We start from the raw sequence: 17,794 nt of genomic DNA on the forward strand, positions 1-17,794 counted from the left end.
TTTTTTAATAAAAAAGATAAATTTAAAAGCTATGAAAATCTTAAAATACATTTTCTTTTTTATTGTTTTGTCCGTAATTGCGCTTACCGTTTTTATTGCAACTCAAAACAGTAATTATACCATTTCAAAAGAGAAAGAAATTAACTTACCCAAATACACTGTTTTTAATTATTTAAACAATTTAAAAAACTATGAACAGTGGCAAGTTTTCAATGAAGAAACTACTCCTTTTACTTTAGATTCTATAAGCAAAGGAAAAGATGCCGAAATTCATTGGAAAAATAGTTCAATAAAAATCACAGATGTTTTCCCGAGTGATAGTTTGATTCTAAATCTTAATCAAGACGATATTGAATCAACTTTAAAATGGAAATTAAAATCAACCAAAAAAGGTACTTTGGTAACTTTAGAAGTTGAAGGAAAAATGGATTTCATAACCAAATTTAAAGCTTTTTTTCAAGGTGGAATCGAAAATATAAACGGACCAATATTTGAAAAAACTTTAAACAGCATCAATCATCATTTAATTGAAGAATATACAAAATTCACTGTAAAAAATGAAGGTATCATTTTAATAAACGAAACCTATTTCATCAAAAAAATGATTAGTTGTACTGCCGAAAATTTGAGTGAACAAATTTTCGAAACTATGAAAAGCATGAAACTTTTTTGTACTGAAAATGATTTGAAAGTCAACGGAAATCCTTTTACTATTTTCGAAAATATCAATTTTAGTTCTGGAGTTGTAAACTACGCTGTTTGCCTTCCAATCACAACAGAAATTTTCACAAATGAAGACAGTGATATTACTGGCGGAAAAACAGAAAGTTTTCACGCTTATAAAACTACTTTAACTGGAGATTATTCACATAGTGATAAAGCTTGGGGAGAAAATAAAAAAGGAATAAATGAAAATAAATTAACCGTTAAAAGCAGTATAAAACCAATTTCTATTTACAAAAAATCTATTTTAGATTCAAATAAACCTTCTGAATGGATCACAGAAATTTTAACTCCTGTAAACGAATCTGTAATTTATATACCTGAAGTTTCAAACGATAGTATTCCTGCAGTTCAATAACAAAAAAGCAACCTTTTTTCAAATGTAAAAGGTTGCTTTTTTTATAAAATAAAACCATACAAAAACGCCAATCATCTGACTGGCGTTTTTTGTTTTTAAGCTTCTTGAGAAACTTCTTCTGAATTCTGAACTGGTAAGTCAGCTTTCATTAAGAATGAAACTACATCCGAGTTAATACTATTCATTGTTAACTTAAATAAGTTGAATGCTTCAAACTTGTAAATCAATAACGGATCTTTTTGTTCGTGAACAGCTAATTGAACTGATTGCTTTAATTCATCCATTTTACGTAAATGTTTTTTCCAAGCTTCGTCAACAATAGCTAAAGTAATGTTCTTTTCGAAATCTGTAATCAATGATTTACCTTCTGTTTGATACGCTTTTTCTAAATTCGTTACAACGTTGATATTCTTAACTCCATCAGTAAAAGGAACAACCATTCTTTCGAATTGATTAGCGTTATTTTCATAAACATTCGTTATTACTTTTAAAGCTTCTACTGCTGTATTTTTACATTTCTCTTCGTATTTTTTAAATACAAATTCATATAACTTATCAGTTAATTCAACATCTGAAGATTTAGCAAACTGATCTGCAGTAAAAGGTGATTGAATTCCAAAATGTTTGATTAAAGCATATTCAAAGTTTTTAAAATCGTTACCTACTTTATTTCCTTCAACTACAAAGTCACAAACATCAAAAATCATATTTGCGATATCAATCTTTAAGCGATCTCCATGTAAAGCATGACGTCTTCTTTTGTAAACAACTTCACGTTGCGCATTCATAACATCATCATATTCTAACAAACGTTTACGAACACCAAAGTTATTCTCTTCTACTCTTTTTTGCGCTCTTTCGATAGATTTAGTCATCCAAGAATGTTGAATTACTTCACCTTCTTTCAATCCCATACTATCCATAATTTTGGCAACTTTTTCAGAACCAAATAAACGCATTAAACTATCTTCTAAAGAAACATAGAATTGAGATGAACCAACGTCTCCTTGACGACCAGCACGACCACGTAACTGACGGTCAACACGACGAGAATCATGACGTTCTGTTCCAATAATTGCTAAACCACCTGCTTTCTTAACTTCGTCTGTCAATTTAATATCGGTTCCACGACCAGCCATATTTGTAGCAATTGTTACAATTCCTGGCTTACCAGCTTCCTCAACAATTTGAGCTTCTTGTTTGTGTAACTTCGCATTTAAAACGTTGTGAGGTACACCACGCATTTTTAACATACGACTTAATAATTCAGAATTTTCAACTGAAGTTGTACCAATTAATACCGGACGACCTGCTTTTGACAATTCAGTAACATCTTCAATAACTGCATTGAATTTCTCACGGATCGAACGGAAAATCAAATCTTCTTTATCATCACGAGAAATAGGTCGATTTGTAGGAATTTCAACAACATCTAATTTATAAATTTCCCATAATTCAGCCGCTTCAGTAATTGCTGTACCAGTCATACCGGCTAACTTACTGTACATTCTGAAGTAATTCTGTAAAGTAACAGTTGCAAACGTTTGAGTTGCAGCTTCAATTTTTACATTTTCTTTAGCTTCAATTGCTTGATGTAAACCATCTGAGTAACGACGACCGTCCATAATACGACCTGTTTGCTCATCAACAATCATAATTTTATTATCAACAATTACATATTCAGAATCTTTTTCGAATAATGAATATGCTTTTAATAATTGTGTCAATGTATGAATACGCTCAGATTTTACTCCAAAATCTTGGAATAATTTTTCTTTACGTTCAGTCATTTCATCAGGAGAAATTTTCATTTTATCGATTGCAGCAATTTCCGAACCGATATCTGGTAAAACAAAGAAATGATCATCCATACCTTGAGAAAGGTACTTGATTCCATTATCTGTTAATTCAACCTGATTGTTTTTTTCATTAATCACAAAATACAAAGCCTCATCAACTTTTGGCATTTCGCGATTATTATCTTGCATAAAATGATTCTCTGTTTTCTGAAGAATTTGCTTAACACCTTCTTCTGATAAGAATTTAATCAATGCTTTATTCTTAGGTAACGCACGATAAGCTCTTAATAAATTAAAACCACCTTTTTTAGTATCACCTGCTTTGATTAATTTTTTAGCTTCTGTAAGGAAAGTATTTGATAACTGACGCTGAACAGCAACTAAATTGTCAACCATTGGTTTTAATTCTAAAAACTCATGACGATCTCCTTGCGGAACTGGACCAGAAATAATTAATGGCGTACGTGCATCATCAACTAAAACTGAATCGACCTCATCGACAATTGCAAAGTTATGTTTACGTTGAACCAATTCTTCTGGCGAATGAACCATATTATCACGTAAATAATCGAAACCAAATTCGTTATTTGTTCCGTAAGTAATATCTGCTTGATAAGCCGCTCTACGTTGTGGAGAGTTAGGTTGGTGATTATCGATACAATCAACAGTTAAACCATGGAATTCAAATAAAGGAGCATTCCAAATACTATCACGTTTAGCTAAATAATCATTTACTGTAACTACATGAACTCCGTTTCCTGTCAATGCGTTTAAGTAAATAGGTAAAGTAGAAACTAACGTTTTACCTTCACCCGTTTGCATTTCCGCAATTTTCCCTTGGTGAATAACTGTTCCACCGATCATTTGCACATCGTAGTGAATCATGTTCCAAGTAAGCATTTTACCTGCAACTTCCCAAGTACTATTCCAAATTGCTTTATCTCCGTCAATAACAACATTTGCTTTTCTATTAGCAAAATCGATATCTTTTTGACTTACAGAAACAACTAATTCAGTATTTGTAGAAAAACGACGGGCCGTTTCTTTAACAACAGCAAAAGCTTCTGGTAAAATAGTTAATAATGTTTTTTCAGATAAATCATAAGCTTCTTTTTCAAGTGTATCAATAGAAGCGTAAAGCGTTTCTCTTTTATCGATGTCAGAAGTTTTTTCTAACTCTTCGCGATAAGAAGCGATTTTCGCATCTTGATCTGCTCTAGCTTGCTTAATTTTATCTTGAAAATAAACTGTTTTAGCACGTAATTCGTCATGTGATAAAGTTTCATATGACAATTGGTACGAGTTAATTTTTTCAACTATTGGTCTAATTGCTTTGACATCTTTTTGAGATTTGTCACCAACAAAGGCCTTTAGGATACTATTTATGATACTCATAAATACAATTTTAATTAATTAAAAATCCGTTATATATAAACAAAAAAGCCTCGCTGTAAAGGAGACTTTTTCTTATATTTCTTTACTAATATTCATCCTCGTTCCAAAGATAATCTTCGTCTGAAGGATAATCAGGCCAAATTTCTTCCATTGATTCATAGATTTCTCCTTCATCTTCAATAGATTGTAAATTTTCAACAACTTCTAAAGGTGCACCAGTTCTGATAGCATAATCAATCAATTCATCTTTAGTTGCTGGCCAAGGGGCATCACTTAAATATGACGCTAATTCTAATGTCCAATACATCTCTACTTTATTTATATTTTAATGCAAAAATAATTTTTTAACTTAGATTTCCAAGTTTTTTTTTGCAATATTAAATGAAATTTAAGAACGACTTAACAAATCGAGTTATTCGGTCTTTTTAGGAATCCATTTCACTTCATCTGCTTTTAAGTCAAAGGACAACTTTCGTGCCAACACAAAAAGATAGTCAGAAAGACGGTTTAGATATTTTAAAACCATTAAATCTGTCGGTTCCATGTCATTTAATTCAGTTGCTAAGCGCTCTGCTCTACGACAAACACATCTAGCAATATGACAATATGACACCGTTGTATGTCCACCAGGCAAAACAAAATGAGTCATAGGCGGTAACTCCGATTCCATTGCGTCAATTTCAGTTTCTAGTTGAGCAACTTCTTCTTCAGAAATTTTAGGAATATTCAAACGTTCTTTACCATTTTTCAAGATTGCTTTCTCTGGATCCGTTGCCAAAATTGCACCAACCGTAAAAAGTTTATCCTGAATATCAATCAAAATTTCTTTATAATGTTGATTGATTTCTTGATCACGAATCAAACCAATGTACGAATTCAATTCATCAACAGTACCGTAACTATCAATTCGTAAATGATATTTTGGAACTCGTGTTCCACCGAACAAAGCAGTAGTTCCTTTGTCACCTGTTTTTGTATAAACTTTCATATTTTTATTTAATTCGATTATCACTTTCGACCACACCATCACGTAAACGTATGATTCGATGCGCATGAGCCGCAATATCTTCTTCGTGAGTTACTAAAATTACTGTATTTCCTTTTGCGTGAATTTCATCAAACAACATCATAATTTCAACAGAAGTTTTACTATCTAAGTTACCTGTTGGTTCATCTGCTAAAATAATAGAAGGATGATTGACCAATGCACGAGCAACAGCTACACGTTGACGCTGACCTCCAGATAACTGATTTGGATGATGATCCATTCGATCTCCTAAACCAACTTGCTCTAACACCTCAGCTGCGCGTTCATTTCTTTCAGATTTAGATTTACCAGCATAGATCATTGGCAAAGCCACATTATCCAGAGCAGTAGTTCTAGGCAAAAGATTAAAAGTTTGAAATACAAAACCAATTTCTTTATTACGAATCTCGGCTAAACTTTTTTCATCCATTTCACTAACATCCTTACCATTCAAAGTGTAATTTCCAGAAGTTGGAGTATCTAAACATCCGAGAATATTCATTAATGTTGATTTTCCTGAACCAGACGGCCCCATCAAAGCGACATATTCTCCTTTTTCAATTTCCAAATCAACTCCTTTTAAAACGTAAACAATTTCGCTTCCTAGAGCAAAATCACGTTTAATATCTGAAATTTTTATAATAAGGTTTTTCATAGCCACTATTTATTTAATAAGTAGTCAAAACTCTTTAATTGTTACAATCTTAAGAAGAAATTTTGTTTTAATTGTTCAGTTCGTTTAGAAATCAAACTTCCTACATAAAAATCAACCAAAACAATTACAGAATCATCGTTTTGTAATTTTCTTTGCAATGCACTTTGGTATTTTTCATTACAAATAAACAACAATTGTTCAGAATTCATTTTACTAATTAACTCATCTAAATCAAATCCTGAATTAGAATTTATAAAAATTAAATCGGCATCTTCAAAAAATTCAGTTTGTATTTGATGAAATTGAACATGTTGATTCTTTAATGCATCACAAACAAAAATCTTATTAGGATTAAAGTAATTTATGGATTTTAGTATCCAATTTAATTGTTTTTTGTCTGATTGATTTTTTACTTCATACAGCCCTTTTGTTAAATAATTATAAACAAAAGGTGAATGCAATCCATGTTGGTTTGATGATTTCAACCAAAATTTTAGATAACTAAACATCTTAGATTTAATTTCCATTAAGTTGTGACAAAGATAAGTATAAGAAGAAACATTAGTGTTTAATTTATTTAAAAAATCGATATGAATTAAAAACGAGATAGTTAGAAACTGAATAAAAAAAAGTTCAACTTTTTTAAGCCATTTACTTGCGAGAGTTTAAAAACGTGAGTATATTTGCACCGTTGAAAAACAAAACAAATGGCCTCGTGGCGCAACTGAATAGCGCACTTGATTACGGCTCAAGAGGTTACTGGTTTGAATCCAGTCGAGGTCACAAAATTTGTTTTAAAGAAAAAAGGCCTCGTGGCGCAACTGAATAGCGCACTTGATTACGGCTCAAGAGGTTACTGGTTTGAATCCAGTCGAGGTCACAACTTTTTTTTCTTTAGACATTTTATTTTTTCAACACGGCCTCGTGGCGCAACTGAATAGCGCACTTGATTACGGCTCAAGAGGTTACTGGTTTGAATCCAGTCGAGGTCACAAAAAAAAAGCAATTCTTTACGAATTGCTTTTTTTATTCTACTAAATTCAATTAATTTAAAATCTACAACACTGATTTGTCAAAATGAAACGGTAAAATATTACCTACCGAATCCGACTCTATAACTTCACCTACTCCACCCATACAAAATAATTTTATTGGAGTTTCTTGTTTAACCTCATATTCAAACATAGATTGACGACAAGAACCACATGGCGGAATCGGACCATTTGTAATTTTCAAATCTGAACATGCTGAAATTGCAATTGCTAAAATTTTTTCGTTCGGAAAATTTGCTCCTGCATAAAAAATAGCAGTTCTCTCAGCACATAATCCAGATGGATAAGCTGCATTTTCTTGATTTGAACCTGTAATAATTCGCCCACTTTCTAATAAAATCGCAGCACCAACTCTAAATTTAGAATACGGAGCATAAGCTTTCTTACGAATTTCAACAGCTTCCAACATTAAATCTTTCTCTTTTCCTTCCAATTCATCAATTGAAGAATATACCTTAAAAGCTACATCTATTTTAATTTCCTTCATAAAAAAAGTATTGAGGCAAAAAAATCCAAACTTGAAATGAGTTTGGATTTTTTATCTTTTAAAACTAAATATTATTTATAATTATTTTTACCAAAATTAAATGTCAAAGAAAATCTCAATGAATTCTCTAACGGATTTTGCGTCGCTCCTGTTGCAAACAAATACGAAACATCAATATTTACAATATTATATCTAAAGCCCGCTCCTAAAGTAGCATATTGACGTGCACCTTTCATCTCACTTTCATGGAAATATCCTAAACGGAAAGCAAACGAATCTTGATACCAATATTCACCTCCTAAAGACCAAGTAAACTCCTTTAATTCCTCACTGAAACCACCTGGCGCATCGCCAAAAGAACTAAACATTCCACCGAACCATCCTTTCTCACGATATTCGTTTCTGTGCCAATTAGTAGGTTCATTTGCATCTTGCTCACCATTTCCATTTGCATCAATATAACTCGGATATTGATGAGAAGGAACCATCAATTTAGTAACTTCTCCGTAAGCAGAAATTTTATTATATTGATCTAAAATAAAATCATAACCAACTCCTAATCTCAAATTTGTTGGTAAGAAATTTTCTGAAAATTGATCATCTGTATATTTGATTTTAGGACCCATATTCTGAATTGCAAAACCAGCTCTTAATCGACCATCAAAACCATTATTTCGCATAACTTCTGATTGATAATATCCTGCAATATCAACTGCAACCGCACTTGCAGCACCAGATTCATTACTTGAAGGAATTTTTAAATTTGAACTAATATAACGTAATGTAACAGCTCCTGAAAAAGTTTCAGATAATTTCAACGAACCTGAAACATCTAAAGCTAACTCATTTGGAGAAACCGTTACAGGAATCGCACCAAAAGACTCCATTAATTCAATATCCCCCATTCCGAAATAACGAAAACTTGCAGCAATAGCACTTCTTTCATTAAGTTTATTAAAATAATTTAATTGAGCTAATGAAATATCGCTTGCAATACTTGCCATATAAGGCGTATAACTAATTGCAAAACCTTGTTGCTTTTCTGAGAAAGCATATTTCGCAGCATTGTGTTGCTGAGAAAAAGCATCTGGACTAGTAGCAACACCCATATCTCCCATACCTGCAGAACGAGCATCTGCGTTAATTAGCAAGAAAGGAACTCCGGTTGTAATTGGAGCCATTCCTTGTGAAAGATATAAATCTGGTAATGTTATTTCTTGTTGGGCATATACTCCTTGTCCTAAAATTGCACAAAAAGATAATATAGATATTTTTCTCATTCGTTCACTATGTTAATTATACAAATATAATACAATCTTACAAAATCACAAGCTTTTCTATTTTCTCTGCTTGTTGTCCGGTGATTGTAGATTTCACTTTAAGCTTATAAATATAAACTCCTTTTCCTATTCGATCACCAAAATCATCTTTTCCGTCCCAAGTAATATCTCGCGATAAGAATCCGTCTGTTGTGATAATCTGGTTTATTGTTTTTACTATTTTTCCTGTTACTGTCAAAATCTGAACCTGAACTTGCAACGGCTCAGCCGGTCTATTGTGTTGGAACCAAAACTCTGTATAATTCACAAATGGATTTGGATAATTCAATACACGATCAATTTCCAAGCTTTCGTTTCCAGCAACAATAAACTCGATATCTCCAACAGCCATGTTGTTATAGACATCAAAAGCTTTGACTGTCAATGTATGTAGTCCTTTTTCTAAATTAGCGAAAGGAAATTTCACAATTCCTTTTCTGAAATTATTTGCCTCAGTTTCGTAATAATCATTCAAAACGAAAGGTTCATTTTCATTTCCATCTAGAATTGCAACGATATCATGACCGATCCCGCTTGCTGTATTCATTCCATTATCATCTTCCAAATTAACTAATAATAAAGGAGACGCATTTGTGATTCCACCAGAAATAAATGACTCATCATTCATATATAACTGTAAAGTTGGCGGATTATTGTCTTGAGCTGCATTTTCATTTACTCCTCCAACTCTAATCACTTTATTATCACCTGTATAATCATCTAAAACAGTTCCATTTTTTAAAGCATAAAAACTCGCTTTACCTTCACCAAGAGGAATTCGAATATCTTTTGGAACAACAAATTCAATTTCAAATTTTCCGTTTTCTACAGAAGCATTTCCTCTAAAAATAGTTTCACCTAAAGTTTTAAAATCCATATACATCGGAACCCCATCGTTTCCTAATGTTCTCCGTTCAATATCCTTATCAAAAATCTGCACTGCTAAATCACCCGTAAAATTAGTTAGTAAATTCCCATTTTCATCTGTTACTTCTCCACCTAATTTAATTAAATCCAAAGCCCTCAAAGCAGGTGCTGTTGAAGAAATTGGCACATTATTTATATGAGTCAACTCAACTTTAGGTTTTGGAATTGCCAATTTAAGAGCAGGATCACCAATGCAAAAAACAACAGCCTTTTCATTTGATGAAAATTGATTTTTAGTCAAACGAAGAGCTTCACCAATCGACGGATAATCATTTGAATGATAACTAAACAAAACTTCAGATAAATCTTTTGTAAATAGGTTAGCATTTGTAACAGTAATTTTACGAGTTGTTGCAATTAAACCTATAGCACCTCCATCTGGTTTTAGAAACAAACGTTCACCCCCAGATAAATCATTCGGATTATCAAAACGTGTATATTCACAAGTAATAATGGCAAAAAGTGGCAACCTATCTCCATTTCTTAAACCATCAATATCATAAGCTTCTAACAAACGTTCTTGCGCTAACCCATACTCAGCGCCATGACCTAGATAATTCACCATTAAAGCACCATTATTTATCGCTTGAATAAAATCAGCTTTTGCTTTTGGATAACGCGCACCTCCAGGAGTTATTTCTTGCACATAGGCATCCGTATAAATTTTATTGATATTGAAAAATGGTTTATAAGTCTCAAGAGCTTCAACCATTTCATTTAAAGTTTTTTGAAGTCGAAAATCATCAGCTACATCTACATCATCAGCTAGTGCAACGTAATTATTTCTCCATCGTCCTGCATTTTCAATTTTGTGATAATTAATCACTTTATCGATTGTTTGATTCGCTTGTTGAGAATTTCCAACTGTCATTCTTCCAACAGCAATATCTAGTCCCGAATAATTTTGACCAATAATATAACCTTCTTCATCATCCATCAAAACATAAAAATCATCAGTAACAAAAGATGTTTGGGTATGAAAATTCCCATTACCCTGCCAAGAAGGATTTAAATAATAAAAAGATGGCACTTTATTCTCACTAGATAATTCATTTACATAATCGTTATTTGTATCACCAAACATGTTCAAATACTTCACTCTTCGATTCGGATCCGGTGCATTCATATAAACATATCGAACAAAATTTCTAATCGCTGAAACATCTTGTTGACCTGAAGAAAATTCTTCATAAATCGTATTAACAGTAACAACTTTAGCATTTAAATTTGAATTCATTTTATGAAACTGAGCCAGACGTTCAGCAGAAGCACGTAAATCAGGTGACGTAATTATTAAATAATCAACATTGCCATCTGCGAAAATAGTCCCCTTTAAATTCTGATTTGCAACCCTTGGATTACTAATCATGATTGGATTGTAATAATTCGCTGGCACAACCGTTTGATATTCTTTAATTTCACCTAATGAAGCTTTAAAAGAAAATGAATTGGATGTATTTGAGGTAACGTTCCTTACATTTTGATGGTCGGAAACATCCCAAACATTAGAAATACCACTTGCATTAGTAAAATTAAAAGCTCCAATTCCGATTTGAGTAGCCGCATCGTCAACTCTAAATCCAAATTGCTTACCATAACCTTCTAAACGTTTTTTATAATCTAAAGCAATATAATCTAAATAACCATTTGCAGAAGGAACTCCACCGTTATTATAATTAACACCAACAACAGCAGTCGTTCCTGTTAAATTAACATCACTTCTTAAAAAACCCTCATTTGCATAAAAATCTGCTGAAACACCACCCAACGAAACCATTCCAGCATTTTGATTGTTTACAGTAAAAGTAAAACTCGATACATTTGGCGAACTAGCAGCTACAACAGAAGTCAACGAAACTGGCTCAGAATTAATAATTCCTGGTAATTCAAACGTGAAATTTTGTTGATTATTCACATTAAAAACTTCACCAAACCATTTACGACTTAAATTTCCAATTGTTACTCTATTTTTTTCATGAAAAACACGATCATCAAAAGAATTATAATTTACTGAGGCATTTCCTGAAGGTTGAGTTACATTAGAAATACGCTTACCTTGATTCCCTCCATAAGTTATATAATAATAAGCATTTTCATCATATATATTAATATGAGATAAATTTACTTCATCCCAACCATAAATTCCTTTTCCATAAAATAGAATATAATCAGAATCATTTAATTGCCCATCTGCTTCTCCTTCAACTTGTATTGCAATTTCTGGAATATCATAATATAAATTATCGCTATTTTTTAACGGAAGTGGTTTTCCACCATGACTATAAATTTTAATGGTTCTTGGATCTACAGAGCTAGGAATTCCCAATTGTGTTAGAAAATTTTTATCTAACCGATAAACACCATTTTGATCAATTTTAAATTTAAACCAATCCCCAGTTGCTAAAACAGAATTAGCAGTTGCAATATCACGTCTTGAAGCGTTTCCATAATTCGGTCGGTTTTGATAAGTGTAATCGAAAGACACAATCTTTTTAAACGAATTGCCAGATTTCACAATAGGATTTAAAACCAATAAAACATTGTTTTGTCCATCTGCTTTTGAATTTTGAACACTGAATTTAATTTCAGAAGAAATTTTATCCTTTGCAATATCTTTATATTTATTTAAATCGATATTTTCATAAACAACATTAGATATTTTAAATGATTTTTCGTCAACTGGCTGATTTTCTTTAATCAATTCAGAATATTGAATTTCTTTAGAAGCCATGTTATAATAATAATTCTCTGTCTGAAATTGAGGAACAATATTCGTAGATTTCGAATTTATATTAAGTTCATTATTCCACTTTAAAGTTGATTTTCCGCTCTGAGCAAAACCCAAAAACGACAAAAAAAGCGAAGTAATTAAAAATATTTTTTTCATATTTTAATGAATATATTAATTCATAAACATTTTTTTGATCAAAAAAGACTTTAAAATAAGCCAAATTGACCACAGTATAACTAACTTATAAAATTAAATATAAATTTCCAATTTTAACCAAAAAGAAGAAATTTAGTTTTTTTTAACACAAAGACAACAATTATAAAAAAAACATTCCTATATTTATCAACTCAAAATATTAATAATACAATAAACAAACGCATTGATTCATCTAATTATTATTTAAAATAATAACTTTTTGTAAATAAATTTAATTTAGATATTGCTAATCAAACGTTAATTATTATATTGCAACGAAATTTATTACCTACTTTTAATGATGAAGATTAATAAACTTATGACATTACAACTGATTGCAGCTATGTTTGCTTCAGTGAGTTTAACTAGTTGTAGCAACAACAGTACCGTAGGAAACTCTTCAGCTACTGGCTGGAAAATTAATGGAAAAAAAGACGGTTTCCAATACAACACAAACTATAATGGTCAACAAACACCATATGGTATGGTTGAGGTTGAAGGTGGAACTTTTACTATGGGAAGACTGCAAGAAGACGTAATGGGAGAATGGAACAATGCTTCTACTCAACAATATGTTCAGTCTTTTTATATGGATGAAACCGAAGTTACTAATATGATGTACACTGAGTACTTATATTGGATTAAACAAGTTTATCCTATTTCTGAGCCTCAATATCGTGGTATTTACCAATCGGCATTACCAGATACATTGGTATGGAGAAATAAATTAGGTTTTACTGAAACTCTTACGAACACGTATTTAAGACATCCTGCTTACGCAGATTACCCTGTTGTTGGTGTTTCTTGGATTCAAGCTAATGATTTTTCTAAATGGAGAACAGATCGTGTAAACGAACTAAATTTAGAAAGAGCTGGATATCTAAAGAAAAATGCTAAAACTAAAGATGCTTTAGGAGAGCAATCATTCTCAACAGATGCTTACTTAAATGCACCTAATAAAGCATACGGAGGAAACGACAGTATTGTTTTTAAAGGCGTAAGAAACAAAGCTAAGGACGGACAAAAGAACGTTTATGCAACTCAATCATTTGGATTATTTACTGCTGAATTCCGTTTACCAACTGAAGCTGAGTGGGAATATGCAGCTGGCGCAAGACGTGATGACAGAGAATACAACAATACTAAAGGTAGAAAAAAATATCCTTGGGGATCTGAAGATACAAGAACTTCTGCAAGAAAAACCAAAGGAGATCATTTAGCTAACTACAAACAAAGTCGTGGAGATTATGGCGGAGTTGCAGGTTGGAAAACTGATCAAGGCGGATACACTTCACCTGTTAAAGCATTCCCACCAAATGATTGGGGATTATATGACATGGCTGGAAACGTTGCTGAATGGGTAGCAGATGTTTATCGTCCGATGATTAACTCTGAAGAAAACGATATCAACTACTTCCGTGGAAATGTTTATACTAAAAATGTTATAGGTCCAGATGGAACAGTTCAAATCGTACAAACAAATATCGTTTACGATACTTTACCAAACGGAAAATTACGTCCAAGAACATTACCTGGTCAAATTGAAAAAACTGTTGTTAGCGAAAGTGATACTTTCTTAAGAACAAACTTCAACAGCGACAATTCCATCGCTTATAAAGATGGTAATTACAATGCTCCAGATAATACTTTTACATATGACGATAATGGAAATGTAATTGGAACTTATGATGCAGTATCAAAAACATCTTTAATTACTGATCAATCTAGAGTTTACAAAGGTGGATCTTGGAAAGACAGAGCTTATTGGTTAGATCCTGCAACTAGAAGATATATGGATCAATTTGTAGCAACTGATTTTATTGGATTCAGAAACGCAATGTCTAAGATTGGCGGAACAAACAAAAAGAATAAACCTCGCGGTTAATATAAATTCAAGAAAAAGCCCTATTTATTTAGGGCTTTTTTTTATTTTTGAAATATGAGAATTGAAGAAATATACCAATGCTTTTTAGAATGTAATAGCGTTTGTACAGATACTAGAAACATTCAAGAAAATACTCTTTTCATAGCTTTGAAAGGAGAGAATTTTGACGCAAACACATTTGTAAAAGAAGCTTTAAACAAAGGAGCTAAATATGTTATTTTAGACAATAAAGAATTTTGTACAGATTCAAACAAAATGCTTCTTGTCGAAGACAGTTTACAAACTTTACAGCTTTTAGCAAATTACCATAGAAAACAACTTGGCTTACCAATTGTAGCTTTGACAGGAAGTAATGGAAAAACCACTTCTAAGGAGTTAATTTATAGCGTACTTTCAAAAAAATACAATACTAAAGCAACAATAGGAAATCTTAACAACCATATAGGAGTTCCGTTAACTTTGCTTTCTTTCGATGAAAATACCGATTTAGGAATTGTAGAAATGGGAGCTAATCATCAAAAAGAAATTGAATTACTTTGTAAAATAGCAGAGCCAGATTTCGGATATATTACCAATTTTGGACGAGCACATCTTGAAGGTTTTGGAGGAATCGAAGGAGTTATATCTGGTAAAAGCGAAATGTATTCTTATTTAGAAAACACGAACAAAATGGCTTTTGTAAATTTAGATGATACCATTCAAGTTGAAAAAACAATGAATTTACCAATTTACAGTTTTTCGTTTGATGACATTGTTGCAGATGTTTGTTTCACAGAGGCGCAAGCACAACCTATGGCTAATCTAAAAATGAATAATACAGTTATACATTCTAATTTAACAGGAACTTACAATTTAACAAATATTGCAATTGCAGCTACAATAGGAAATTACTTCAACGTTTCTGACGAAGAAATCAAAGACGCAATTGAATCCTATTTTCCATCAAACAATCGCTCACAGTGGATTCAAAAAGATTCAAATAAAATCTTACTTGATGCTTATAATGCAAACCCAAGCAGCATGACTGTTGCTATTGAAAACTTCGCTCAACTAAACGATAAAAATAAAATTTTGTTTTTAGGCGATATGTTTGAACTTGGGAATGAAAGCGATTCAGAACATCAAAACATTATTGATTTAGCTCAAAAACTAAATCTAAAAACCTTTTTTATTGGCAAACATTTCTTTAAAAATAAAAATGAAAAGTCATTGTTTTTTGAATCTTACGAATCTCTTTCGGAATACATAACTACAAATCCCATCGTTGAAAAAACAATTTTGATTAAAGGTTCACGAGGTATGGCTTTAGAAAAAATATTAAATCACATTTAATATCAAAAAAATAGTATCTTTAAACTAAAAATAGATACTGTGATACAAAGATTATTTTATTTAGTAATTTTTACAATTATATCTATTGGGTGTTTTTCTCAAGAAAACACCCAAATAGATTCTAATTACATCAAAATTCAAAATGAATTAAAAGAAGTAAGAAATCTTCGAATTAAAGATTCGCTTCGAATTGATATACTTACAAAGGAAATCAAGAATATGCTTAATAGCAATATTGATCTCGAATCTAAAAAAAACACTGTTGATTCAACAGAAATTAAGAAGAAACTTGCTGAAATAGATCGAATAAAAGCAATTACGGATGGCGCGCCAATCGTATTGAATAACGACACACTTTTTAAAATTTATTCACGTGTTGGTCAATACTCAGCATTTGACCGAGCAAGTTCTGCCCAAAAAAAAATTGAAGCTTTATACGACGCGCCCTTTTTCTATAAAGATTCACTAAAAATTGAAAATAATTTCAACACAGAAATCATTACTTATGATGGTAAAATCATCATCGGTGTAAACGAAATAGATGCTCTTTGGGAAAACGCAACACCTACTGAACTAGCTAATAAGTTCAAAACAATTATTGGTGATAAAGTAGAAGATCAAAGAAATCAAAACAGTTTTAAAGTCCAAATGATTCGTGGAGGGGAATTTTTTTTAATTATCCTTGCTGTTATTTTAATAATCAAGTTGATTAACAAATTATTAAACAAACTTAGAGATCGGATAACAAATAATAAAAAACTTCTTGAAAATGGTTTAACCATCAAAAGACATCAGGTCTTTAAACACCAACAATTAATATCTTTTATTTCAAAATTATTTGTTTTAGTTAAAGCATTTGTATTCTTAATAGTTATATTTTCTGCCTTACCTATTGCATTAAAAATTTTCCCACAAACAAGCGCTTGGGCAAATGAGATGCAACAAGTAATATTAGAACCAATTAAATCTTTATTAGATTCGATTGTCGCTTATTTACCAAATTTGGTAAAAATTATTTTCATATTAATATTAGGAAATTACACCTTAAAAATATTTCGATATTTTGCTTTTGAGATCGGAAAAGGAACAATTAAAATTAACGGTTTCTATAAAGAATGGGCAAAACCAACTTATCTAATTTTAAGATTTATAACTTTAGTTTTTTTACTGATTATCATTTTCCCTTATTTACCTGGAGCTGAAACCAAATCTTTTCAGGGAATTTCTGTATTCTTGGGTATTTTAATTTCGATAGGATCTTCGTCAGCAATTTCAAACGCAGTTGCAGGAATTGTAATTACATACATGCGCCCTTTTCAGATAAAAGATTGGATTAAAGTCGGAAATATTACAGGGATTGTTATAGAAAAAAATGCTTTAGTAACTCGTCTAAAAACATTTAATAATGAAGACATAACTATTCCTAATTCAACAATTTTAACAGGAGCTACAGTAAATTATTCATCAATTGGTAAAACAAATGGTTTATGTCTTTCCACTGTTATCAATGTTAGATATATGTATTCTGAAGAATTGATTACAGAAACACTACTTTTAGCTGCCAAAAACACCAAAGGAATAACAGATAAAGTACCTCCTTACGTTTTTCAACTAAGTCTTAATGACAATAATGCAACCTATGAAATAAACGCAATTACATTTCAACCAGAAAATATGTTTCAGATAAAATCTGATTTAATCAAGAGTATTCATAATACATTTAAGGAGAAAAACATTTCACTAAAGTCTGTTCAGTTTATAGATATTATCGAAAACAAAGAGGATTTGAAAGAATCAAATTAATTTAGTAAAATAATAGTAATAAAATTTAGTAACCTTAATTTATTTATCATTTCTAAAAAATAAGTTAAGGTTAGAAAAATCGCATATGAATAGCTAATAAATCAGT

The 17,794-nt window shown here is 31.4% G+C and carries 12 protein-coding genes and 3 tRNA genes; 7 read left to right on the plus strand and 8 right to left on the minus strand.

Annotated features, from left to right (window positions below):
* The coding region (locus tag EG240_RS13715; protein WP_203229322.1) for an SRPBCC family protein at nt 1-1,081 on the plus strand (1,081 nt) is incomplete at its 5' end.
* 95 nt (nt 1,082-1,176) lie between these two features.
* Here the strand turns inward: EG240_RS13715 and secA are convergent.
* The 5 genes from secA to EG240_RS13740 form a co-directional block, all read right to left on the minus strand.
* Nucleotides 1,177-4,275, minus strand: coding sequence for a preprotein translocase subunit SecA (gene secA / locus EG240_RS13720; RefSeq protein WP_125019932.1), 3,099 nt, complete (start codon nt 4,273-4,275; stop codon nt 1,177-1,179).
* An 85-nt stretch (nt 4,276-4,360) separates the two neighbouring features.
* Complete coding sequence (locus EG240_RS13725; RefSeq protein WP_014166495.1) at nt 4,361-4,582, minus strand: DUF2795 domain-containing protein; 222 nt, start codon at nt 4,580-4,582, stop codon at nt 4,361-4,363.
* A 105-nt stretch (nt 4,583-4,687) separates the two neighbouring features.
* On the minus strand, nt 4,688-5,263 hold the full coding sequence (locus EG240_RS13730) for a cob(I)yrinic acid a,c-diamide adenosyltransferase (protein WP_125019933.1): 576 nt from the start codon (nt 5,261-5,263) through the stop codon (nt 4,688-4,690).
* A gap of 4 nt (nt 5,264-5,267) precedes the next feature.
* Nucleotides 5,268-5,957 carry an ABC transporter ATP-binding protein gene (locus EG240_RS13735; RefSeq protein WP_125019934.1) on the minus strand — a complete coding sequence of 230 codons (690 nt, stop codon included), beginning with the start codon at nt 5,955-5,957 and terminating at the stop codon, nt 5,268-5,270.
* A 41-nt stretch (nt 5,958-5,998) separates the two neighbouring features.
* The gene (locus tag EG240_RS13740; protein ID WP_125019935.1) at nt 5,999-6,484 is read right to left on the minus strand and encodes a hypothetical protein; all 486 of its coding nucleotides are present in this window, start codon (nt 6,482-6,484) and stop codon (nt 5,999-6,001) included.
* Between the two features lie 182 nt (nt 6,485-6,666).
* Between EG240_RS13740 and EG240_RS13745 the strand changes: the two genes are divergently transcribed.
* The 3 genes from EG240_RS13745 to EG240_RS13755 all read left to right on the plus strand — a co-directional run bounded on the left by EG240_RS13745 (nt 6,667) and on the right by EG240_RS13755 (nt 6,949).
* A tRNA-Arg gene (locus EG240_RS13745) sits at nt 6,667-6,740 on the plus strand.
* A 23-nt stretch (nt 6,741-6,763) separates the two neighbouring features.
* A tRNA-Arg gene (locus tag EG240_RS13750) sits at nt 6,764-6,837 on the plus strand.
* Between the two features lie 38 nt (nt 6,838-6,875).
* Nucleotides 6,876-6,949 (plus strand) — tRNA-Arg (locus tag EG240_RS13755).
* 64 nt (nt 6,950-7,013) lie between these two features.
* On the opposite strand, the gene cdd is transcribed toward EG240_RS13755, so the two are convergent.
* From cdd to porU, 3 genes are all read right to left on the minus strand, one after another.
* The gene (gene cdd, locus EG240_RS13760) at nt 7,014-7,496 is read right to left on the minus strand and encodes a cytidine deaminase (RefSeq protein ID WP_125019936.1); all 483 of its coding nucleotides are present in this window, start codon (nt 7,494-7,496) and stop codon (nt 7,014-7,016) included.
* Between the two features lie 71 nt (nt 7,497-7,567).
* A complete protein-coding gene (gene porV, locus EG240_RS13765; protein WP_125019937.1) occupies nt 7,568-8,776 on the minus strand; it encodes a type IX secretion system outer membrane channel protein PorV in 1,209 nt (402 codons plus the stop codon).
* Nucleotides 8,777-8,813: 37 nt separating this feature from the next.
* Nucleotides 8,814-12,629, minus strand: a complete 3,816-nt coding sequence (gene porU / locus EG240_RS13770; RefSeq protein WP_125019938.1) for a type IX secretion system sortase PorU — start codon at nt 12,627-12,629, stop codon at nt 8,814-8,816.
* Nucleotides 12,630-12,969: 340 nt separating this feature from the next.
* On the opposite strand from porU, the gene gldJ reads away from it, so the two are divergent.
* From gldJ to EG240_RS13785, 3 genes are read left to right on the plus strand one after another with little or no spacing between them, the layout of a single operon-like run.
* Nucleotides 12,970-14,553, plus strand: coding sequence for a gliding motility lipoprotein GldJ (gene gldJ / locus EG240_RS13775; RefSeq protein WP_125019948.1), 1,584 nt, complete (start codon nt 12,970-12,972; stop codon nt 14,551-14,553).
* Between the two features lie 54 nt (nt 14,554-14,607).
* Complete coding sequence (locus EG240_RS13780; RefSeq protein ID WP_125019939.1) at nt 14,608-15,885, plus strand: UDP-N-acetylmuramoyl-tripeptide--D-alanyl-D-alanine ligase; 1,278 nt, start codon at nt 14,608-14,610, stop codon at nt 15,883-15,885.
* Between the two features lie 39 nt (nt 15,886-15,924).
* Nucleotides 15,925-17,688: a mechanosensitive ion channel family protein gene (locus tag EG240_RS13785; RefSeq protein ID WP_125019940.1), complete on the plus strand. Its 1,764-nt coding sequence runs from the start codon at nt 15,925-15,927 to the stop codon at nt 17,686-17,688.
* Nucleotides 17,689-17,794: the final 106 nt, after the last annotated feature.

Origin of the sequence: Paenimyroides tangerinum, assembly GCF_003865405.1 — a bacterium.
GTDB classification, from domain to species: Bacteria; Bacteroidota; Bacteroidia; order Flavobacteriales; family Flavobacteriaceae; genus Flavobacterium; species Flavobacterium tangerinum.